We start from the raw sequence: 20,947 nt of genomic DNA, 5'->3' as shown, positions 1-20,947 counted from the left end.
AACGCCCGCACGGTAAAAAATTCCGCAACGCGATCTTCACCAGAACGCAGCCATCAAGCATATGTGCGCTGGGCAACAACGGAGATTGACGCGCTGTGCGAAATCAACCATATTTTGACCAGACGGCTGCGCTCGGTCCGGCCCCGTCGCTTTCCTGCGCATGCAGATCGTGAGTTCCGCGAGGCCTTGCCCATCGCTTCAACGACGATTCTGAGCATGCCGAAATGGCATTGCCATAACGGTGGGACGACATCATGTCCGCTCAGATTGGTCGCGACCAGAATTTCCCCGCGGCGTGCAAGCGTTGCGGCGGACTGCTGTACGAGAACTTCGAATTCTGTCCTTACTGCGGCACGGATTGCCCACTCGACAAAGTCGCGCTGGGCACCCATCCGAAAGCCACGTTGCCCCCCCTCTGCGCCACGGCGGCGGCGCCCCCTGCCCCCGCGGCCGCAAAGCTCGCGCAGGCGGTCGTGCCCGCGACCGACGGGCCGTCGCTGGACACCGGCTACCCGCACGCCGCACAGCACGCCGCAGCGCTTACGCATGGGTTGCACTTCTCGCACATGTCGCAATGGATCTTTCCCAGGGGCCTGTTCGTGATCGCTCTGATTCTTGCGTTCGCGTACGGCACGTATCTGCTGCTCGGTGCGAACCGCCAGCGGGAGGGTACCGCCAGCGAAGAGACCCTGCACTCTTCGGGCGGTTCGGTTTCAACCGATGCCTCTGCGCGACAGACCGATGAGATGCCCCCTGGCGCCGCCAGGCAGATCAGCGAGCAGCCGCAATCGCCCCCGCGCAATGCGCACCCCGCGCCGCAATTCGCGGACGTGGCCGACGGTCTGCGCATCGCACGGAACAGCCTTGCAGAAAACAACCTGTTCGACGCGAAGGCCGTGGCGAACGCCGTGCTCGCGCGCGACGGGGACAACGAGGAGGCGCGCGCGCTACAAAGCGATATCGCGGCGCGCGAGCAACGGCGCGATAGCGCGTTGCAGAACGCGGACCGCTGCGTCGCGCAGCGTGCCTGGGCCTGCGTGCAGCAACAGGCTTCGGAAGCGCTCGCGATCGATTCGAGCAGTCAGGCTGCGCAATCGTTGATGGAGCGCGCCATCGTATCGACGGCCTGGAAGCCGCTCAGTCCACCCAATGGCGCCCCGCAAACGAACGCGGCAGCGGCGTTGCCGCGCGGCGCGGACACCGTGCGGCTGCCGTCGTCGCAGGATTGGAACACGAGCGCCTCGCCGCCGCCACTGCCCGGCGCCCTGAACACTGCGAACGTGACGAACGCCACGCACGCGGCAAACGTCGCGACCGCCGCCAGCCCCACCGGCGGCGACAACAGCGTCGACGCCCAGCAGCGTGCGATCGTGCAAAACGGCTGGAAGCACGCCGCGCCGCCTGGCGCCGCGCATTGAACAGGATTCCATAACATATCGAAGTCTGCCGTACATCGCAAACAAGGCGGGAGAGAGACCATGCTGAAAACGACTCTAGCGGGAGTGGCGGCGCTGATCGCCCTGCTTTTCCCGGTGCTCGCCGTCGCCGCCGAGGTCGACGCGCACTACCGCATCGTGACCGGCCCGGAGCGCGGCACCTACATTCAGATCGGCCAGGACCTCGCGAAATGGGTCGCGCAGCCGGCGGGCATCGACCTCGAAGTGATCCCATCGAAAGGCTCGGCCGAAAACGTGCAGCGCATGCGTTTCGAGCCCGGCGTGAAGCTCGCGCTCGTGCAGTCCGATGTCTACCAGGCCTACGTCGACATGGCCAATTCCGGTAACGAAGAGGCCGGCACGCTGATACGGCCGCTGCGGCTCATCATGCCGCTCTACGATGAAGAGATTTATTTCGTGGTGCGTAACGACTCGCCGATGAAGACGATCAACGAGATCAAGGACAAGGTGATCAGCGTCGGCCTGATCGGCAGCGGCACCGCGCAGTCGGCGACGACGCTGTACCGCCTCATGTTCGGCCAGCCGATTCCGGAGCAGAACGCGCAGCACCTGAGCAACGAAGACGCGCTGGCCGCGCTCATCGTCAAGAAGATCGATGTGGCCATCATCGTCGCCGGGCAGCCCGCCAAGCTCTTCACCGACATGAACCCCGAATTGCTGCAGCAGATCCGCTTCCTGCGCGTCGATGCGAACGCGCCGGAAACGGCGCGCGCAAAGCAGACCTACTATCCCGCGACGATCCACGTGTCGAGCTACCCGAACTGGCTCAAGGAAGACGTGCCGACGTGGACCGTCAAGGCCTTTCTCGTCACCTATGACTACAACCTGCGCGATACGGTCGGCAACCTGAAGCGTTTTGCCGATTCGCTCTGCGCGAACTTCGACAACCTGCAGGAGCACGGCCATCCGAAGTGGAAGCAGGTAAAGCTCGATCTACCGGACCTCGGCAAAGGCTGGCAATACTATCCGCCCGTTGAGCGACGCCTGAAGGCGTGTTTCGCGCACCGCGCCGCGGTGCAGGCCGCCACGGGGTCGACTGCGGCGCAAGGCGCTGCCGCCGCGCAAAAAGTCGATGGGCGGCCATGCCCGGATCAGGAGCGCCTGCTCCTGCTCTGCAAGTAATCCCGCAAGGAATCCTCTGAGGGAACGCGGTTCCCATCGCGCGTGAACAGCCAGCAAGGGGACCCTTCCAACGCCAGCACGGCGTGGAAGGCGATCCCCTTGCGCCCGCATGCAATCTCTCCTGGTATCTGCTTTCAGGATGTCCTAATGTCCATGGGTGCCGTCATGCCGGCACGTCGAAACGGTCTTCCCGATGCAGTGCGTCCTAGCCTAACAACAAACAAGGAGACACCCATGAGAGATACCCCGTTCACAGTCCGGCGTATAACGGCACGCCTGTGTGCCGCGATCGCCATTGCAGGCGCGGCGCTCGTGCCCGGCGCACACGCTGCCGGGAACAATGCCAGTCACCCGGCATTCAACCGACTGCCGTCGTTCGTGGTGGCGAGCAGTCTGCAAACCACCAGCTACGATGGCGTCAGCGACGATCTGTTGACCGCCGGGCTCGGCAAAACCGGGCTTGCCGGGGCGCAACCGGCCATCGCGAACCCCGCGGCCCCGACGGCGGCGGAACTGCGCCGGCTCGCGATCTGGTCGAACTATCGCGCGCTCGTCGATATCAGCGCGAACGGCGGTTATGGCCGCTTCTGGGGGCCCAACGTCGATGTATACGGCAACGACACACTGGGTGAAGGCAAAATTGCCGGCACCGAATATCTCGCGTTCGCCGACGACGGCAGCGGCCGCCAGAACGTCAGCCTGCTCGTGCAGGTGCCGACCAGCTTCGATCCGGCGAACCCGTGCATCGTGACCGCCACGTCGTCGGGCTCGCGCGGCGTGTACGGCGCGATCTCGGCGGCCGGCGAGTGGGGACTCAAGCGCGGCTGCGCGGTCGCCTATACCGACAAGGGCTCGGGCAACGGCGCAGAAGAACTGATGAGCGGCCTCGTGACGTTGATCGATGGCGTCACGGCCAACGCCGCAACGGCTGGACGCACGAGCATTTTCACCGCGAACGTGCCCGCGGGCGCGCTCGCCGCCTACAACCAGAAGTTTCCGAACCGTTATGCGTTCAAGCACGCGCATTCGCAGTTGAACCCCGAAGCGGACTGGGGCCGCGACACGCTCGAAGCAGTCCAGTTCGCGTACTGGGTGCTCAACCAGCAGTTCGCGCCGCGCGTCGACGCATCGAATCACGGCGTACGCTACGCGCCCGGCGACATTACGACGATCGCAGCTTCCGTGAGCAACGGCGGCGGTGCGTCGCTCGCGGCAGCCGAAGAGGACACGGGCAAGTGGATCACGGCGGTGGTGGTCGGCGAACCGCAGATCAACGTGCGCCTGCCCGGCGACGCGCAAGTCAGGGAAGGCGGTCAGCGGATTGCCGCGGCCGGCAAACCGCTGGCCGACTACATGACGCTCGCGAACCTGCTGCAACCGTGCGCCGCGCTCGCGGACGCCGCCGCCGGCGCGCCCTACCTCACCGCGCTGCCCCTGGCGACCACGACCGCGATTCGCCAGGCGCGCTGCACCTCGCTCGCGGCGGCAGGCTACATCCACGGCGGCGACACGCAGGCGCAGGCGAACGACGCGCTCGCCCGCCTGCATGAGGCCGGCTATGAAGCAGACTCCGATCTGCTGCAGGCGCCGATGTGGGATTCGCAGGCCGTGCCGGCGGTTGCGGTGACCTACGCCAACGCCTACACGCGCTCGAGCGTGCTCGACAACCTGTGCGGATTCAGCTTCGGTACGACGAATGCTGCGACGGGTGCCGCGGGCGTTGCGCCCGCCGTCTCGCCGATGCTGACCATCTTTGGCGTGGGCAACGGCGTGCCGCCGACCAATGGCGTCAACCTCGTCTACGACGTCACGCCGCCTGGCGGCGCCGACCATCGGCTCGCCACGCCCGATGCCAGCTTCGCGGGCGCGGCATGTCTGCGCGCGTTGTGGACGAAGGGCGATCCGCGCATGCGCCAGAGCGTCCAGGCGATCAGCGTGAATGCGAACCTGCACGGCAAGCCCGCGATCATCGTGCAAGGCCGCAGCGACGCGCTCGTGCCGATCAATCATGCCTCGCGCGCGTATCTCGCGGCAAACAGCGAACGCGAAGGTTCGCGCAGCCACCTGTCGCTCTACGAGGTGTTGAACGGGCAGCACTTCGATGCGTTCCTCGCGGTGCCGGGCTTCGACACGCACTTCGTGCCGGTGCACTACTACAACATCGCGGCGCTCAATCTGATGTGGAGTCATCTGAAGAATGGCACGCCGCTGCCGCCTTCCCAGGTCATCCGCACGATCCCGCGCGGCGGCAACCCGGGCGCCGCGCCGGCGCTGGGCCTCGCGAACCTGCCGGCCATCGTGGAGAACCCGGGCAGCAATGCAATCCGCGCGAACGACGGGGTCGTGAACGTGCCGCATTGACGCGCGAAGGACGCTGTCGCGGCGGTCGCCTCACACCAGCAGTTGCCGCGACAGCACTTCCCTCGCCTGTGTCACGGTGTCCCCTTCGCCGGGATGCGGCGGCAGGAGCGAGAACACGGCATCGGGCAACGGCGGCAGCCGGTGCCTCGGGCCGAGCCGCATGAGGCCCTCCCCGATTGCCGATGCGCACAGACAGCCCACGCCCAGGCCGGCTGCCAGCATGGACTGCAGCCCGGCCACGCCCGACGCGCTGTGAACGAGCACGTACGGGATGTCGTTTTCTTCGAGCGAGCGCACCGCGACCTGGTGCATCATGCAGTCGCCCGGCAGCAGCACGAGCGGCAACGCCTGCGGCAACTGCTCGGCGAGCGCCGGCGACGCGACCCAGTAGAGCGGCTCGCGCAGCAACTCCCAGCGCGCGTCCGCGTCGGTGGCGGCGGGACGGAACGGGCCATGCGACAGATGCATGACCACGCCGAGATCGATTTGCCGCTTCGCATAGGCGAGCTCGATATCGGCGCTCTTCATCGCGCTCACATGCAAGCTCAGCTGCGGATAGCAGTCGCGCAACCGCACGAGCAAACCGGCCACCTCGTTGGTGCGGAAGTACTCGGTGATCGCGACGCGCAGCTCGCCCTTGATGGCCTGGCCGCGCACGTCGTCGAAGGCGGCTTCGTTGAGCGCCACGAGACGCCGCGCATGGTCGAGCAGACGCGTGCCCGCGGGCGTGAGTTCCACCCCGCGCTTGCTGCGCACGAAAAGCGGCATGCCCGCGCGCACCTCGAGCTTGCGCACCTGCTCGCTGATCGTGGATTGCGAAAGATGCAGCAGCGGCACCGCCGCCGAAAGGCTGCCCACGTTCGCCACCGCCGCGAACGTCTTCAACTGGTCGAATTCGAAGCCACGCATGACATTCCACATCCATCGAATAACTCGATGGATACTACCACCAATTCCCGCTTTTCCGTCAGATCGAGATTGACCAGAATGTCGACTGGACGCCCACGCTGCGCGCGTGCCGGATAGCGCAGCCTGACGAAATCCAGCCCTTTATCGCTGAGCACACTCATGTCTGACAATACGTACGCCGCCTGCGCGGTAGCACCGCGAGCCGCCGACGCCAGCCACGGCCATCACGGCTGGGCGCTGGTCGTTTTGCTGGTGGGCGCGATTCTGCCGCCGCTCGACTACTTCATCGTGAATCTCGCGCTGCCCGCCATCCGCGACGGACTCGGCGCGAACGCGTCCGAACTCCAGCTGGTCGTCTCGGCCTACGCATGCGCGAATGCCGTCATGCTGATCACGGGCGGCCGCCTCGGCGACCTGTACGGCCGCAAGCGCATCTTCATGGTGGGCATGGCGGGCTTCGTCGTCGCCTCCACGTTCTGCGGCCTCGCCACCAGCGGCACGGCGCTCGTCGCCGGACGCATCCTGCAAGGCCTGTTCGCCGCGACCCTCGCGCCGCAGGTGCTCGCCACGATCCGCAGCGTATTCACGCCGCACGAGCAGGTGCGCGTGATGGGACTCTACGCGTTCGTTTTCGGCGTTGCCGCGGTGATCGGCCAGCTTGGCGGCGGCGCGCTCATCAGCCTGCATCCGTTCGGCCTGGGCTGGCGCGCGATTTTTCTCGTCAACCTGCCCATCGGCGTGTTCGCGCTCATCGGCAGCTGGCGCTTCATCCCGGAAAGCCGGCCGCCGCGCGGCAAGCGCATCGACGTGCCGGGCACCCTGCTGCTGTCGCTGTTTCTGCTGATGTTCGTCTATCCGCTCACGCGCGGACGCGAGTCGGGCTGGCCGCTGTGGATGCTCGCCTGCCTGGCCGGCTCGCTGCCCATGCTCGGTCTGCTGCTGCGCGTGGAGTGGCGCAGCCTCGTCAACGGCAAGGATCCCCTGCTCGACGTGCGCCTCTTCCGCAATCCGGTCATCGCCCTCGGCCTCGTGCTGGCGTTCCTCTTCTATACGATGAGTGCGTTCTTCCTGACCTATGGCATTTATCTGCAAGGCGGCCTGCACTGGACGCCGCTCGCTTCGGGACTCGCAATCCTGCCGTTCGGCATCGGCTTTCTGTCCAGCCCGCTGCTGATGCCGCGCCTCGTGCGCCGGTTCGGCGGTTATCGCGTGCTGACGCTGGGCTTCGTGATGCTCGCGGGCGGACTCGCCACTGCGGCTGCGCTCGCGGGCGTGGCGCAGCCCGGCGCGGGGTTCTACCTCGGACTCGCGGCGATCGGCATCGGCCAGGGGCTCGTGTTGCCTTCCGTCGTGCGCATCGTGCTGGCCGAAGTGGAACCCGAGCGCGCGGGCATCGCCTCGGGCATGGTCACGGCGACGCTGCAGATCGGCGCCGCCGTCGGCGCGGCCACGCTGGGCGGCCTGTTCTTCTCGACGCTCGGCGCGGCGCCCGGCGTCATCGACTACGCTCATGCGTTCAGGACCACGATGTTCGCACTCGTCGCGATCCTGCTGCCCTGCGCGCTGCTCTCCACTGCGCTGGGACCGCTGCATCGGCGTACGCATGCGAACGGTCCCGCTACGTAAACGAATCCGCAGAGATTTGCTGCGGAATCCTCGCTATCAGAAGTCGATCTGCGCGGAGAGCAGTACGGTGCGCGGCGCGGAGGTCGTGAGGCAGGTGCCCTGCTGGATCCAGTAGCGGCTGCCGAACAGGTTCTCCACGTTCGCGCGGAACACCACGTCTTTCTGGGCGATCCACGTGCTGGGGGAAGTTGTGTGGACAACGGCGCGCTGACTCGCATGCCGCTTTCACGACCTGGGCCACGAGACATCGAAGTATGGCGGCAAGGAAAGCGCCGACGCGAGGCCGGCGATCCTTCAGCGCACCTGCGATTAAATTGGACGCCTAACGATATTTCTCGCCTCACTGGGCCTGGTCGCTCACGGGAGGAAATACATTCCAGTAGCCGTCGTCGTGCTGAAAGAAGAACAGCGCGTGAAATCCCGTTGTCTGACGCGTCTCCACGCACACGTAGCGCGCCCTGCCCGAAGGGGTATGACCAAACGCGGTGACATGCACCGGCGAGGTCGGTGCGAGCCATTTTTCGACCTGGTAACGCAGTGACTGCGTCTTCGTGCGTCTCATCTGGTCCTCCCAGAGATCGGTTAGTTTTGCAGCCCTTTTCGCCGGCAACCGCGAAACACCCTGCACAAACCGAACGTTCTTGATGCAAAGCGCAATTCTTACCGCGTTGCATCAAGTGTTTGAGAAAGCACTTTAACTATAGCCAGAAAAGCCCTTTGCAACATCGATTTCAGCAAGATAGCAACAAAACAACGGAAATCGGGAAACGTGCGGCTGGCTGCGTCGGGCGAGCCTGGCTGATGCGCCGCACCAGGCGGTGAAATGAATGGAAACGTATGCGATGTGTGAGGCACGCCGTCCCGGCGTATCCTGATTCGATGGCAGCGAGCCACCGGGATCTTTTCACTGGCGATCGAAATGATGAGACACGTGTACGTTGCGACTTACATCTTGTTGTTGATAGCCGTTATCGTCGGCGTGGATATTATTTTCCTCAAGAATCTTTTCTGGCTGCGGCTGACCGTGAACATCGGCATCGTCGTGGTGTTCGCCGCCGTCTACTACGCACTATTAAAGAATCTGTAAGCCAGCGATGGCGAGTGAAGGACGCAAACCCTGCAGCGCGCCCCACGCACCCGCGGCACACACGACCGCGCCCACGAAAACCACGAGCCACAAGTAATACCCGCGCGGCCGATACCGTTGCGGGAGCGTGGTGACGCTAAGGGCGACGAGCAACCCCAACACGAGCGGCAGCATCAACGTGTTGACCACTTGCGCCGCAACGTTCAGGGAAACGAGGTCGGGCGCGAGCCAGACAGCCCAGGCACTGCCTGCAACGGCCAACGCATACGCGCCGTAGAACCAGGGCGCGCGGTCGGGACGGACCTCGAGCGAGGCGCGGTAGCCGAACACATCGCCGAGCCCCCAGGCCAACGCGAGAGAACTCACGATGGCGGCCACCAATGCCGCACCGAGCACGCCCGCGCCGAAGAGCAGGCGCCCCGCAAACGGGCCCGTGACGGCAACGAGCGCATTGCTGATTTCGCCGATGCTGTCGAGGGAGCGCGGCTCGCCATGCGCCGACAGCGTTGCCGCCGCCGCGACGAGCACCGCTGCCGTCAGCAATTGCGTGAGGACGGCGCCGACCGCCGTCTCGACTCTGGCCGACGTGAAGTCTTTCGCCGTGAGGCTGTCCGCGACCGCCGCCTGCTGATAGAACACCATCCACGGATTGAATGTCGCGCCAATGAGCGCCGCCGCCAGATAGCCGGCCTCACGGCCGCCCGCTGCAAGGTGGGTCATCTGCGGGACCATGACCTGGAGTTCGTGGCGCGCGCTCCATGCGACGGCGAAGAACGTCAGGTCGAATGCACCGATGGCAATCGCGATCCGGTCGACGCGCTTGTGCGAGCCCGTGAGCACGATGCCGGTCAACAGGACGACGGCGAGCGGCAGCGTGACGGCACGCGATACGCCGTACATTTCCCCCACGCCGGCAACGCCGGTGAACTCCGTCACGAGCGACCCGAGCACGGCCACGACCAGTCCCGCCGCGGCCAGCGCCGCCCAAACCGGTCCGAAGCGCGAGCGGATGAGTTCGCCATAACCGCGCCCGGTGAAGATGCCGAGGCGCACGGTCAGTTCCTGAACCATGTAGAGCAGCGGAACCAGCCCAAGCAGCACGGGCAGGAGCCGCAGCCCCGTTTGCGCGCCGGCCTGCGCGGCCGTCACGACGTTGCCGGCGTCGCAGTCGGCCAGCATCACGAGCAGCCCCGGGCCCCACAGGGCGAGCCGGCGCAGTCCTCGCGAAACGGTTTGCTTGAGCGTCGGGAGAGGGGTCATGCGTTCTGAAAGATTGCGCCTGTAGTATCTGTCGCGCGATTGTAGCGTGCGGGTCCGGACCCGCTGTCCCCCGGCACAGCCTGCCCGCGAACCGGGATGTCGAGATGGCTGGACAGATCAACCTCTGAGGCACAATCCGGCGATCACTGGAGAAAAACGACGCATGGCGAATGACGACCGCACCACGATAATTGCCAGACGAACGCCGGAATCCGCGGCCATGACGGCCAACCTCAAACGGGCGATGGCGATCACCGCCAGGATCAACCGCTTGACCTTCGACGATGCCGATGAAGTCCGGGCCTTGTTCAGCGAACTCATCGGCAAGCCGGTCGACGACAGCTTTCTGTTGATCCCGCCGTTCTACACGACGGGCGGCGTCGAGATCCGCGTGGGCCACAATGTCTTCGTCAACCAGAGCTGCACGTTCTATGATCTGGGCGGCCTCGAGATCGCCGACGACGTGATGATCGGCCCGAACGTCAGCCTCATCACGTCCGGCCATCCCATCGAACCCTCCCGGCGGCGCGACGGCGTCGTCGCAAAGCCCATCGCGATCGAAAGGAACGTCTGGATCGCCGCCAGCGCGACCATTATCGGCGGAGTAACCGTCGGCGAGAACTCGGTGGTGGCGGCGGGATCGGTGGTCACCAAAGACGTTCCGCCGAATACGCTCGTCGGCGGCAATCCGGCGCGCGTCATCCGGTCGATTGCGGAGTCAGGAACGGCCCCCGCGGATTGAAATTCCGCCGTAGCAGCGGAATCGACGCGAACTCACTCGCGCTACTATCAATAGCTCAATTGCTTGTTTGTGGTGAGATAACCGATCGGCAAGAATGGCCCTGCCAAACTTTGGTCAGGACCACGATATGTCGAACGCGCCCAGCCTTCAACTCGATTCCGCCACGCTCGTCGAAGCATACGACCGGCTTGGCATTCGCCAGTTTCATCACGGTCTGCAACTGCTCGACGTGCTCGGCTTGCGCGAAGGCGAACGCGTGCTCGACGTGGGTTGCGGCACGGGCCGCCTCACCGAATCGGCGGCGCAGCGCGTAGGCCAGCACGGTGAAGTGCTCGGGCTCGATCCGTTGCCGCTGCGCGTGCAGCGCGCGCTCGAACGCGCGCAGGGCCGCTTCGCCGTGCGCGTCGGCCGCGCCGAAGCGCTGGACACGGTGCCCGATGCGCACTACGACGTGGTGTATTTCAACAGCGTGATTCACTGGATCCCCGATCAGGCGCAGGCGCTGCGCGAAGCGTGGCGCGTGCTCAAGCCGGGTGGCCGGATCGGCTACACGACCATGCCCGAAGAAGCGCCACACGACCTGCATGTCGTGCTGCGAGCGCTGTTTGCTGGCGAGCCCGAATGGCAGCGCGCTGGAATCGGTGCGCCGAACAAGCTCACGCGCGAGCGCTCGGCAACCCTGCTCCAGGGCGCCGGCTTCGAAGTGACGCACAACGAGATTCGCGCCTTCGGCGACAGCTTCGACAACGTCGACGATGTGCTCGCCTTCAGCCGGTCGAGTTCGTTCGGCAATTTCCTCTCCTCGCTCACGCCCGGGGACGTTGTACGCGTGCGCGCACGGCTCGCGAGCGCGCTCGAACCGCATCGCGGCGTTCGCGGCTATGCGCTCACGCGGCGCATGATCATCGCCACGGCGCACAAGCCGCTCGCAAACTGAATCCCTGCCTTCCATTCCGCAGCGAACCCGACCGCAATCGAGGAGCACACATGAGCGCAGCACCGCGACGCCAGGGACAATTGAGCCTCGGCGCCTTCCTGATGGAGACGGGCCACCATATCGCCGCATGGCGCCACCCCGATGCGCACGCCGCGGGCGGCCTCGATTTCGCGCACTACGCGGAACTCGCACAAACGGCCGAGCGGGCCAAATTCGACGCCGTCTTTTTCGCCGACAGCGTGAGCGTGCGCGACACGCATGTGCCCTCGCTCTCGCGCACCGCGCGCGCCGATCATTTCGAGCCGATCACGCTGCTCTCCGCGCTATCGGTGGTCACGAAGCACATCGGGCTCATCGCTACCGTGTCGACGTCGTTCAACGAGCCCTATAACGTAGCCCGCAAATTTTCTTCGCTCGACTATCTGAGCGGCGGCCGTTCGGGCTGGAATCTCGTGACGTCGAGCACCGAAACCGAAGCGCACAACTTCAGCCTCGACAAGCATCTCGATCACGCCGTGCGCTACGAGCGCGCGAAAGAGTTCTACGACGTGGTTTCCGGGCTTTGGGACAGCTGGGAAGACGACGCCTTCATTCGCGACAAGGCGAGCGGCATCTACTTCGACCCCGAGAAGCTGCACACGCTGGACTATCGCGGCAAGCACTTCAAGGTGCGCGGTCCGCTCAACGTCGCGCGTTCGCCGCAAGGCTGGCCCGTCGTGGTGCAGGCCGGCGCCTCGGAGGCCGGCAGGGAACTCGCGGCGCAAACGGCCGAAGTGATTTTCGTCGCGCATCAAACGCTCGATGAAGCGAAGCAGTTCTATCGCGACGTGAAGGGGCGGCTCGCACGTTACGGCCGCCGCCCCGAGCATCTCAAGATCATGCCGGGCATTTTCCCCGTGATCGGCCGCACGCAGGAAGAAGCGCAGGAGAAGTTCGACGCGCTGCAGGCGCTGATCCATCCGAGCGTGGGACTGCAGCTGCTCGCGAACATGTCGGGCGGCCTCGACCTCTCGCACTATCCTGTGGATGGCCCCGTGCCCGATTTGCCGGAGACCAACGGCGGCAAGAGCCGGCAACGCCTGCTGCTCGATCTCGCGCGGCGCGACAATCTCACGATACGCGATCTATATCTGCGCATTGCGGGAGCGCGCGGGCATCAACAGGTGATCGGCACGCCGCAAAGCATTGCCGACCAGCTTCAGCAATGGTACGAGGAAGAAGGCGCCGACGGCTTCAATATCATGTCGCCGTGGCTGCCTGGCGGCCTCGACGAATTCGTGCAGTATGTCGTGCCCGAATTGCAGCGACGCGGACTCTTTCGTACGGAATATACGGGGCGCACGCTGCGCGAGCATCTTGGCTTGCCTCGTCCCGCAAACCGCTTCGCCACGCAGCGGGAAGACACATTGCGCGTCGCTTCCTGATTCCGTTGATCGACAATCCACATTTCATTCCAGGCCGAAATATTCGTCCCGAAGATGCCCGCATACTGTCGGTACGCGCTCTACCGCTGGCGCGTGGCCCCGTCATCTCACTTCGTCTGCGTGGAATCGATCGCCCAGTATGCAAGCCACGACTGCGAGCAAGTCTACCGGACTCGATCTGCTCTTGCTCCTCGGACTTTCCACGCTTTGGGGCGCGTCCTATACGTTCATTCGAGTTGGCGTAACGACCATCCCGCCGCTTACGCTGATCGCCGCAAGAACGTCGATTGCCGGAACACTCCTTCTGCTCTGGATGCTCGCGCAGCGCATTCCCGTACCGCGTGACCCGGCCGTGTGGCGTCGCTTCGCCGTGCAGGCGCTGCTCAATAGCGTGATTCCGTTTACCCTGATCGCATGGGCCGAGCGCTCGGTGGAAGCCGGCCTGGCGACCATCCTCAATTCGACCTCGCCGGTCATGGCGTTCCTCGGCACGTGGCTGATTACCCGCCACGAACAGGTCACCGCGCGCAAGCTGTTCGGCGTCGCCGCGGGCCTCGCCGGTATATGCCTCGTGGTCGGCGTGAGCGCATTCGAAGGACTCGGCCAGCAAATCGTTGCGCAACTGGCGATCGTCGCCGCGACGGTCTGCTACGCCGGCGCGGCGATCTACGGGCGATCGTTCAAGGGACTCTCGCCGGTCGCGCCCGCTGCGGGATCGCTAGTCGTGGGGGCGGTCCTGCTGGTCCCCGTGAGTCTGGCCGTCGACCGCCCGTGGACACTTCATCCGTCACTGCAATCGATTACAGCGCTGATCGCGCTCGCCGCTTTTTCCACGGCGATCGCGTTCGTCATCTACTTCCGGCTCGTTCAGACGCTCGGTTCGGTTGGCACGACCGCGCAGGCCTATTTGCGCGTGCCGATCGGCGTGGCGATCGGCATGGCGTGGCTCGGCGAATCGCTCTCGACCTCGGCGTGGCTGGGACTCGGCTGCGTCGTTGCCGGCGTCGTCGCGATGACGCTGCCATCGGCCAGCCAACGCCGCGCGAGCGGCCACAGGCTGCGCTCGAACCGCGAGTGAAAATACGCGAAGTGCCCGATGCTGCGCTCGCCGAGTGAGGCGGGCGCGATGCGTACATGTGTCGACTGGCTCTGGGTGAAATAACGCAGCGTGCGTTCGATCGCGCGGATTGTGCCGAACGGGTCATCGGGGAAGCTGACGGCGAGGATCGGCGCACGCATGTTGCCAAAGCGCGCGACGATGTCCGCGCGCTGCTCCGGCGTGCGCGCCAGCGACCCTTTACTGAGCGTGTCTTCGAAGCGGGCGCGGCCCCGGCTCCAGATCTTCGCGACGCCGCGCGGCGTGTCCTCCATCCATCCGAACCACGACGCGGGGAAATAGCCCATCAGCCCCGTCAAAACCGGCATGACGACATGCCATTTCCAGAGCATGAGCGGCATGCTGCGCGGCGCGTAGTCTCGCCAGTACGCGTACTGCGTGCCGACGGTGAAGACGCGCCGAATCAGATGATTCGACGGCGCGAGCCCGATCAGGAAGCCGCCGATGCTATGCCCCACGACGTCGATCGGCTGCCCCGGGAACAGGCTTCGCGCGTAGTGCAGCACCGCTTCGAAATCGCGTTCGCCCCATTCCAGCCAGCTCGCGTCGAGCGTTGCGAGCGCGACGGGCTGCGAGCCGCCAATGCCACGGTAGTCGTAGACCAGCACATCGAAACCCTGCTGGTGCAGCCATGCGCCAAAGCGGAAATAGTAGTGGCAGCGCACCGACGTGGCCGAATTGACGATGACCACCGGCCGCGAAGCGTCCGTGTTCGGCAGCGCGTGACGACGCCACACATAAGCGCGCAGCGCAAAGCCATCGGCGGCGGTGATGGCGACGGCGAGAGGACGCGCCTCGCCCGGATCGGCTGAACGCATGAACGTGCTCCATGAAGAAACGGAGTATCGATTTCACTTGACCTCGCCCGCCGCTTCAATCAATCTTTGCGCAGCTTTCGCATGAGGAAAACGCATGTCAGTGCCGCTCGTGAAACTCCCTCCTCTCGACCTCGTTCGCGGTTTCGTCGCGGTGGGCCGGCGCATGAGCATCACGCTCGCCGCCGACGACCTGTGCGTGACCCAGTCCGCCGTTAGCCGCCAGATCGCCGCGCTCGAAGAGGCGCTAGGCGTGCGCCTCTTCGAGCGCGGCTATCGTTCGATCTCGCTCACGCCGGAGGGCGAACGCCTGCTGCGCGTTGCGGACAGCGCCGTGCAGCAGATGCAGGAAATCGTCGGCGCGCTGGCCGCGCCCCAGATGCGCCAGCCGGTGACGATCACGGCCAGCATCGGCATTGCCGGCCTGTGGCTGCTGCCGCGCATCGGCGAATTGCAGCGCCTGCTTCCCGATATCGATCTGCGCCTTGCAACCTCCGAGAAGGTGCTCGACCTGCGCGCCGAAGGCATCGATCTCGCCTTGCGCTACGCGCCGGCCCGCATCGCGCCGGAGTCAGCGAATCGCGCGGTGCATCTGTACGACGAATACATATTGCCGGTCGCGCATCCCTCGTTGAACGTGAAAAAGCTCGACGCGGCCACGCTCGCGCGCCACGTGCTGCTCGAATTCGAAGGCGTGCGCCGCCCGATGCTGCGCTGGGCAGATCATCTGGACGCGCGCGGCCTCGACGGCGCACCGCTTCGCGGGGTGCTGCGTTTCAACCAGTACGACCAGGTCATTCAGGCCGCCACCGCCGGCCGCGGCATCGCGCTCGGGCGCCTCGCCCTCGTGCAGCCGCTGCTTGCCGACGGCAGGCTCGCCTCCGTCGGCAACGCGCGCGCGGCGGGCCCGACCGGCTACGCCTACTGGCTGCATCGGGCCGACGAAGCGCCGCGCGACGACGTGCGCGCCGTCATCGACTGGATCGTCGAGCAGGCTCGCCAAAGCCAGATCACATGATCGCCACGCATGCGAAGCGTGCCAAAAACTCGCTTGAGCGCACGCGCCTTCCCGCGCTCTACTAGGCGCAACGCGGCGCAACTGCGAAGCGCCCGGTGCGAGGAGGCGAACGATGACCGAAATGGACGAGGCATGGCGCCGCCGCTGGCTGCTCGTGATCGCGGGTGGCGTGGTGATGGGCGCGGCGCTCGGCGTGCGCAACGTGCAAGGGCTTTTTCTGTTGCCCGTCACGCTCGAGCGCGGCTGGTCGCGCGAGACGTTCGGCCTCGCGCTTGCGCTGCAAAACCTGCTGTGGGGCGTTGCACAGCCGCTCACGGGCATGATCTCCGACCGCTTCGGCTCCGCGCGCGTGATCTTCGCGGGCGCCCTGCTCTACGCGCTCGGACTCGCGATGATGGCGCTCAGCGCGACGCCTGGCATCTACACGTTTGGCGTGGGCGTGGTGCTCGGCGTGGCATTGTCCGGAACCGCCTTCGGCGCCGTTTATGGCGCGCTCTCGCGGCTTTTTGCAGCCGATCAACGCAGTTGGGCGCTGAGCGTGGCGGGCATGTTCGGCGGCCTGGGCCAGTTCTGCGTCGTGCCGCTCACGCAAGGGATGATCGGCAGATTCGGCTGGGTCACGGCCATTCTCGTGCTCGCCGCCATGATGCTCGCCAGTGCGCCGCTCGCGGCATGGCTGCGCGATCGTCCGCTACCGCGCAGCGGCGCGATCGATACGCACGACACCCTGCGCCGTGCGATCGGCAAGGCGTTCGCGCATCGCGGGTTCTGGCTGCTCAATCTGGGCTTTTTGTCGTGTGGCTTCCAGCTTGCGTTCATCGGCGCACACCTGCCGGCGTATTTGCTCGACAAGGGCATGAGCGCGCGCGAAGCGAGTCTGGCGCTCGCGCTGATCGCGCTGGCCAACACGGCAGGCACGTTTCTCTGCGGTTACGCCGGGGGATTTCTGCGGCGCAAGTATCTGCTCTCGGCGATCTACTTCGCTCGTGCGGGTGTGATGGCGCTGTTCCTCGCCTTGCCGCTCTCGCCTTTCACGCTTTATGTGTTCGCGTTCGCGATGGGATTCATGTGGCTCGGCACCGTGCCGCTGACGAGCGGGATTGTCTCGCAGATGTTCGGCGTGCGCTATATCTCGACGCTGTTCGGCTTCGTGTTTCTCGGGCATCAGATCGGCAGTTTCTTCGGCGTCTGGCTGGGCGGCGTGGTGTTCGACGCGACGCATAGCTATGGGCTGCTCTGGCAAGGCTCAATCGCGCTCGGCATCGTCGCGGGATTGATGCACCTGCCGATCGACGACGAGCGGGTCGCGCAGCGCGCCATGATCGCGGGCCAGCCTTCATGAGCGAGTTGTTGGCCGTGCGCGTCAAGCAGGTCATGCTGGCCATTTCATTCGGAGCGCTTATTGTCTGGACGTTCGCGGAGTATCTCGCACCGTCGACAATGATTGCCTTGCTCTCTGGCGCCGCATTTTGCAAATGATCGTGCCGCTGCAGCCGGCTTACCTGATCAACTGCAGCATGTCGCGGAAGCGCGGATGCTGGCTCGAGCGCAGCCATTCGAACGCGACCATCTCGACCGTCGCCATTTCGGCGCCCGCTCTGTTCAACCGCGCAATGGCCGCCTCTTTGTCGACGACTTTGCGCGAACCCATCGCATCGACAACGACAGTGACCGGCAGGCCGCGATGCAGCAAACCCATCGCCGTCTGCAATACGCAGACATGCGCCTCGCATCCCGCGACGATGACTCGGGTTCGCCCTTCAGGCAGCGCTTCCAACAGACCATCGGCGGCAGCGTCGAAATGGTGCTTTGCAACAGTCGTCGAGCACAAATCCTTTATTTCCTGTGTGTTTTCGCCGAGGGCGCCCGGATTCTGTTCTGTCCCGATGACCGGAACATCGAGACCCCGAGCAATCCGCCCGAGCCTGAGGGCTTGAGCGACAACGGATGCGCCGTCGTGAATCGCCGGCATCAGTCTCGTTTGCAAGTCGATCAGAACTACGATCGATTCGGAAAGGCTATGCAGCATCGCGAATCCTTTTCGCAGATTGCAGTGCGCAAAAATGGCACCTGTCAGGGATATTACTAAGTATGCGACAAATGGTCGCCATGCGACTCTATCTCCCAATGCCATTCCCTATGGAGCCAGGCATGCAAGCAGAGACGCTAAAGAAAGCAAGAGCCGCCACCTTTCTCACCCGGTCGGCGCTGTGTCTGATGCTGTTGCCAGTTGCCTGTCTTGTCTGGGCACTCCAGGCGTATCCGCCACAGGAAGCAATCTGGGTTTGCTTCTCGCTGGCAATCTATATCTGGCCTTTCGCCGGAGTCCTGTTTGTGATTTCAGCGGGATTCCACGTCGGCAACCACGCTCGCCGACTCGAGAAGGACGCCGGATTCCGCGAGGCGCATGGGCACTAACTAGCCCGCGTGCCGTTCTGCCAAACGGTCTGCTGTCGTTGTTCGAATAGAAGCCTGCCGGCAACAGCAGGATTCTGAGGCGCGGCTTGCCGTTTGTCAGGACTGCCGATATGACTGGTTAGCAAACCTTAGCGGCGCACCATCCTTCGCCATCAGCGCGGGGTACAACAACGCACGCATCGACGGCGCAGGTGACGCGGCGCCTTGCGTGCGCGCCTGCACACTCCAATCCGTTCGACATCCTTAACGCGTGTCCATTCGTCGGCGCCAGCGGCTCCGCGCGCCCTGGCGACATCAGGCGCGCAGTGTGCTCCGACCCGGTGTGCTGGGTGAAAGCTCGTTGATCGCTCTTTCCCCAATGGTGTTGTTTGCACTGCACCCAGGCCGAAATCACAAGGAGAAGAACGATGACTCTGCTCATCTATCTGATTGGATGGATCATTTTCATTGGCGGCGTGGCGTGGGCATTGATGGCGCTGCATGTTGCGCTGCACATCATCGAGATCGTGGCGGTGATACTGCTCGGCATCGCGGTGATCACGGGCGCCACGCGCGCGCGCAATCGCGACCGGTCGATGTAGCCATAACAGGACGAGTCACGCATGTGTGCAGACCGACTGCGCCTCACACGGCCATACCAAGATCGGCAAAACTCGTGGCTTTTGCCTCACAAGCCTGCGCAAGCCGCAAATCGTGACTCGAAAAGAAGACCGCACTGTCTTTAGCCAGATCCCTGAACAGATCGATGAGAACCGCGCGCGCGGCGGCGTCGAGCCCGTTGCCCGGTTCGTCCGCGATGACGACGGCGGGCTCGCCCAGCATCGTCGCCGTCAGGAATAGCTTCTTGCGGGTGCCGAGCGACATCTGCTCGAAGCGCTTATCGAGGTGCGGTGCGAGGCCGAAGCGATCCGCGAGATCGAGCGTGCGGGCGTCGACGGTGGTCTTCTTCGTCGACGCCACGAGTTCGAGAAACGCCCGACCGGTCTGGAACGGATACGCCATGCAGTCGTCGGGCACGTAGGCCAGCGCAGATTTCGCCTTGAGCGGATCGGCACGCAGCGAATGGCCGTCGAGCCAGACCTCCCCTTCGTCGGCCTCGATCGCACCGGCAAGGATGCCGAGCAACGTGGATTTGCCACTGCCGTTTTCATCGCAGAGTGCCACGCATCCGGCGCCGCTGGCGTAATGCAATCCGTGGAAGATGACGCGCTCGCCAAAGCGTTTGCACAGGTTTTCGAATCGAAGCATGGTGGAATCAATCAAGTGAACAATGGCCAGACGGCAGCGACCCAGATCGCGGCCGACATCGTGCCGGGCAGGACGGATTGCCGGGGCGCGTAACGCTGCGGGAGATACAGCAAGGCAACGAGCGGCGCGCCCGAGCACAGGAGCGCCGCTGCCGACCACCACGGCAAAACGCCATGTGCGACCAGCAGCAGCGGCGCAACGCAGGCGAACGGCAGCGCCAGCGCGGCGACCGTCAGCATATCGGCACGCGGTTGCACCGCCGCAGCAATCGGCAGCGATCGCGTGAACTGCCCCGCGCGAAGGTGCGCCGCGCGCAAATCGCGATAGGTCGTCGCGGCGACCAGCGCAGTCACGGCCTGCGATATCAACGTCAGGGGCACGGCGCGTGCGTCGAAGTTCCAGAGGCCAAGCAGCAAGCAGGTGGAGGCCGTGACGGAGCCCATCACCAGGTAGCGTGCGAAGGCGCCTGCGGCGCGATTCCACACGATGCCGATCTGCAGCCTCGTCACAGGCGAAAGGCCCTGCCCAACGTTAGCGCGCACGCAGCCCATGAGGCGGCGTGCGAGCGCGCCAAGCGGTCCAGGCCGTGAAATCGAAGCAGCCGGTGTATGGGCGATCGCAAACGCTGCGAGCAGCAGGGGGATGAGCAGCAGCGCCGGCCTGATCGAGTCGCCCGTCTGCAGCGCGCCGACGAGGATGAGATTGGCGGCAACCAAAGGAACCGCGTTGCGCGCGCTGCGCGACAACGCAGTCAATTGCCATCCAAGCGTAATCAGCAGCAGATCGAGAACGAACAGATAGTTGCCTGCCTTCTGCGGCAGAAAGGCCAGCGCGACCGCGGCGGCGAGCACGGGCAGAAACAGCGGCGTACTCGCGACGAGCACGACAGCAATATCGACGGCGCGGCGGCGGCCATGGGAAGTGGGCAACGAATCGAGGAAGGCGGCAAACGCGCCGCCGGTGATAGCGCTACGTTGCGCGAGCACCCACAGCATGCCGACGGCTTCGAGCAGGTGCACCCACACGAACCGCCATTGCATGCCATGCGAAGGCGCGAGCGCCGCGAGGACCGGCGCACCGAGAATCCGCGTCTGGGCGAACACCGGCATCGCCGGCAGCAACAGCAGGATTGAAAGCGTCAGCGCCTGCCAATGTCTGCGCAACAAGCGAGACGTCGCGAGGGCGTACCAGCGCAGTCGGCAGGACAACATCATGTTTTCGAGTTCCCTTAACGCAGTCGCGAAATCGTGCACGAGGCGGACTCGATATCGTGCCACGCCGGCTGCGGTGCAACAACCGCACCCACCTTTCGTCGGCACTCCCGCTTCTATTATTTAAAATAACCGACAAATAACTTTCATATTTATTTCTTTATCGACTTTCGATTTTTATCCAGTTCACTCTGG

General features: G+C 64.7%; 20 protein-coding genes and 1 pseudogene. 14 read left to right on the top strand and 7 right to left on the bottom strand.

From position 1 onward, the window contains the following. The first annotated feature begins 254 nt into the window (after positions 1–254). The 3 genes from AB4Y42_RS17085 to AB4Y42_RS17075 all read left to right on the top strand — a co-directional run bounded on the left by AB4Y42_RS17085 (position 255) and on the right by AB4Y42_RS17075 (position 4,940). A complete protein-coding gene (locus AB4Y42_RS17085) occupies positions 255–1,418 on the top strand; it encodes a hypothetical protein (protein ID WP_368694802.1) in 1,164 nt (387 codons plus the stop codon). Positions 1,419–1,478: 60 nt separating this feature from the next. Beyond that, the gene (locus AB4Y42_RS17080) at positions 1,479–2,579 is read left to right on the top strand and encodes a TAXI family TRAP transporter solute-binding subunit (protein ID WP_368694801.1); all 1,101 of its coding nucleotides are present in this window, start codon (positions 1,479–1,481) and stop codon (positions 2,577–2,579) included. Between the two features lie 234 nt (positions 2,580–2,813). Continuing rightward, positions 2,814–4,940, top strand: coding sequence for a D-(-)-3-hydroxybutyrate oligomer hydrolase (locus AB4Y42_RS17075; protein WP_368688000.1), 2,127 nt, complete (start codon positions 2,814–2,816; stop codon positions 4,938–4,940). 30 nt (positions 4,941–4,970) lie between these two features. Here AB4Y42_RS17075 and AB4Y42_RS17070 read toward each other — a convergent pair whose 3' ends face one another. After that, positions 4,971–5,849 (bottom strand): LysR family transcriptional regulator, encoded by an 879-nt coding sequence (locus tag AB4Y42_RS17070; RefSeq protein WP_368688001.1) that lies wholly within the window; start codon positions 5,847–5,849, stop codon positions 4,971–4,973. A 159-nt stretch (positions 5,850–6,008) separates the two neighbouring features. Here AB4Y42_RS17070 and AB4Y42_RS17065 point away from each other — a divergent pair, with 159 nt between their 5' ends. Continuing rightward, the gene (locus AB4Y42_RS17065; RefSeq protein WP_368694800.1) at positions 6,009–7,475 is read left to right on the top strand and encodes an MFS transporter; all 1,467 of its coding nucleotides are present in this window, start codon (positions 6,009–6,011) and stop codon (positions 7,473–7,475) included. A 340-nt stretch (positions 7,476–7,815) separates the two neighbouring features. On the opposite strand, the gene AB4Y42_RS17060 is transcribed toward AB4Y42_RS17065, so the two are convergent. Next, positions 7,816–8,037 carry a hypothetical protein gene (locus AB4Y42_RS17060; protein ID WP_368688004.1) on the bottom strand — a complete coding sequence of 74 codons (222 nt, stop codon included), beginning with the start codon at positions 8,035–8,037 and terminating at the stop codon, positions 7,816–7,818. A 390-nt stretch (positions 8,038–8,427) separates the two neighbouring features. Here AB4Y42_RS17060 and AB4Y42_RS17055 point away from each other — a divergent pair, with 390 nt between their 5' ends. Then, positions 8,428–8,562: a hypothetical protein gene (locus AB4Y42_RS17055; protein ID WP_368694799.1), complete on the top strand. Its 135-nt coding sequence runs from the start codon at positions 8,428–8,430 to the stop codon at positions 8,560–8,562. Here AB4Y42_RS17055 and AB4Y42_RS17050 read toward each other — a convergent pair. Continuing rightward, positions 8,548–9,822: an NRAMP family divalent metal transporter gene (locus AB4Y42_RS17050; protein WP_368694798.1), complete on the bottom strand. Its 1,275-nt coding sequence runs from the start codon at positions 9,820–9,822 to the stop codon at positions 8,548–8,550. The genes AB4Y42_RS17055 and AB4Y42_RS17050 overlap by 15 nt on opposite strands. Positions 9,823–9,985: 163 nt before the next feature. Between AB4Y42_RS17050 and AB4Y42_RS17045 the strand changes: the two genes are divergently transcribed. The 4 genes from AB4Y42_RS17045 (at position 9,986) to AB4Y42_RS17030 (ending at position 14,003) form a co-directional block, all read left to right on the top strand. After that, positions 9,986–10,564 carry a sugar O-acetyltransferase gene (locus AB4Y42_RS17045; RefSeq protein WP_368694797.1) on the top strand — a complete coding sequence of 193 codons (579 nt, stop codon included), beginning with the start codon at positions 9,986–9,988 and terminating at the stop codon, positions 10,562–10,564. Between the two features lie 127 nt (positions 10,565–10,691). Then, a complete protein-coding gene (locus AB4Y42_RS17040) occupies positions 10,692–11,501 on the top strand; it encodes a class I SAM-dependent methyltransferase (RefSeq protein WP_368694796.1) in 810 nt (269 codons plus the stop codon). Positions 11,502–11,551: 50 nt separating this feature from the next. After that, positions 11,552–12,925, top strand: a complete 1,374-nt coding sequence (locus tag AB4Y42_RS17035; RefSeq protein ID WP_368694795.1) for an LLM class flavin-dependent oxidoreductase — start codon at positions 11,552–11,554, stop codon at positions 12,923–12,925. Positions 12,926–13,064: 139 nt separating this feature from the next. After that, positions 13,065–14,003, top strand: coding sequence for a DMT family transporter (locus AB4Y42_RS17030; protein ID WP_368694794.1), 939 nt, complete (start codon positions 13,065–13,067; stop codon positions 14,001–14,003). Here the strand turns inward: AB4Y42_RS17030 and AB4Y42_RS17025 are convergent. Beyond that, positions 13,970–14,860, bottom strand: a pseudogene (locus tag AB4Y42_RS17025) (alpha/beta fold hydrolase); the annotation flags it as partial. The gene AB4Y42_RS17030 and the pseudogene AB4Y42_RS17025 sit on opposite strands and share 34 nt — an antisense overlap. Positions 14,861–14,954: 94 nt before the next feature. Here AB4Y42_RS17025 and AB4Y42_RS17020 point away from each other — a divergent pair. The 3 genes from AB4Y42_RS17020 (at position 14,955) to AB4Y42_RS17010 (ending at position 17,354) form a co-directional block, all read left to right on the top strand. Continuing rightward, positions 14,955–15,875, top strand: coding sequence for a LysR substrate-binding domain-containing protein (locus AB4Y42_RS17020; RefSeq protein WP_368694793.1), 921 nt, complete (start codon positions 14,955–14,957; stop codon positions 15,873–15,875). Positions 15,876–15,987: 112 nt separating this feature from the next. Then, positions 15,988–17,217: an MFS transporter gene (locus tag AB4Y42_RS17015; RefSeq protein WP_368694792.1), complete on the top strand. Its 1,230-nt coding sequence runs from the start codon at positions 15,988–15,990 to the stop codon at positions 17,215–17,217. Next, a complete protein-coding gene (locus AB4Y42_RS17010; protein ID WP_368688012.1) occupies positions 17,214–17,354 on the top strand; it encodes a hypothetical protein in 141 nt (46 codons plus the stop codon). Before AB4Y42_RS17015 ends, AB4Y42_RS17010 begins: the two co-directional genes overlap by 4 nt. A 19-nt stretch (positions 17,355–17,373) precedes the next feature. Here the strand turns inward: AB4Y42_RS17010 and AB4Y42_RS17005 are convergent, their stop codons facing one another. Then, entirely contained in the window at positions 17,374–17,904 is a 531-nt protein-coding gene (locus AB4Y42_RS17005; protein WP_368688013.1) for an isochorismatase family protein, read from the bottom strand. Positions 17,905–18,026: 122 nt separating this feature from the next. Here AB4Y42_RS17005 and AB4Y42_RS17000 point away from each other — a divergent pair, with 122 nt between their 5' ends. Further along, entirely contained in the window at positions 18,027–18,293 is a 267-nt protein-coding gene (locus AB4Y42_RS17000; protein WP_342923243.1) for a hypothetical protein, read from the top strand. 407 nt (positions 18,294–18,700) lie between these two features. Further along, the gene (locus AB4Y42_RS16995; RefSeq protein ID WP_368688014.1) at positions 18,701–18,874 is read left to right on the top strand and encodes a hypothetical protein; all 174 of its coding nucleotides are present in this window, start codon (positions 18,701–18,703) and stop codon (positions 18,872–18,874) included. A gap of 43 nt (positions 18,875–18,917) precedes the next feature. Here AB4Y42_RS16995 and AB4Y42_RS16990 read toward each other — a convergent pair whose 3' ends face one another. Together AB4Y42_RS16990 and AB4Y42_RS16985 are read right to left on the bottom strand one after the other, a co-directional pair. Beyond that, positions 18,918–19,541, bottom strand: a complete 624-nt coding sequence (locus AB4Y42_RS16990; protein ID WP_368694791.1) for an ATP-binding cassette domain-containing protein — start codon at positions 19,539–19,541, stop codon at positions 18,918–18,920. Positions 19,542–19,552: 11 nt separating this feature from the next. Beyond that, a complete protein-coding gene (locus AB4Y42_RS16985; protein WP_368694790.1) occupies positions 19,553–20,707 on the bottom strand; it encodes a hypothetical protein in 1,155 nt (384 codons plus the stop codon). Between the last annotated feature and the right edge of the window lie 240 nt (positions 20,708–20,947).

It is taken from the genome of Paraburkholderia sp. EG286B (assembly GCF_040965655.1).
Lineage (GTDB): Bacteria > Pseudomonadota > Gammaproteobacteria > Burkholderiales > Burkholderiaceae > Paraburkholderia.
Note: the sequence above shows the minus strand (reverse complement) of the source record. Positions and strands in the feature narration are given on the sequence as shown.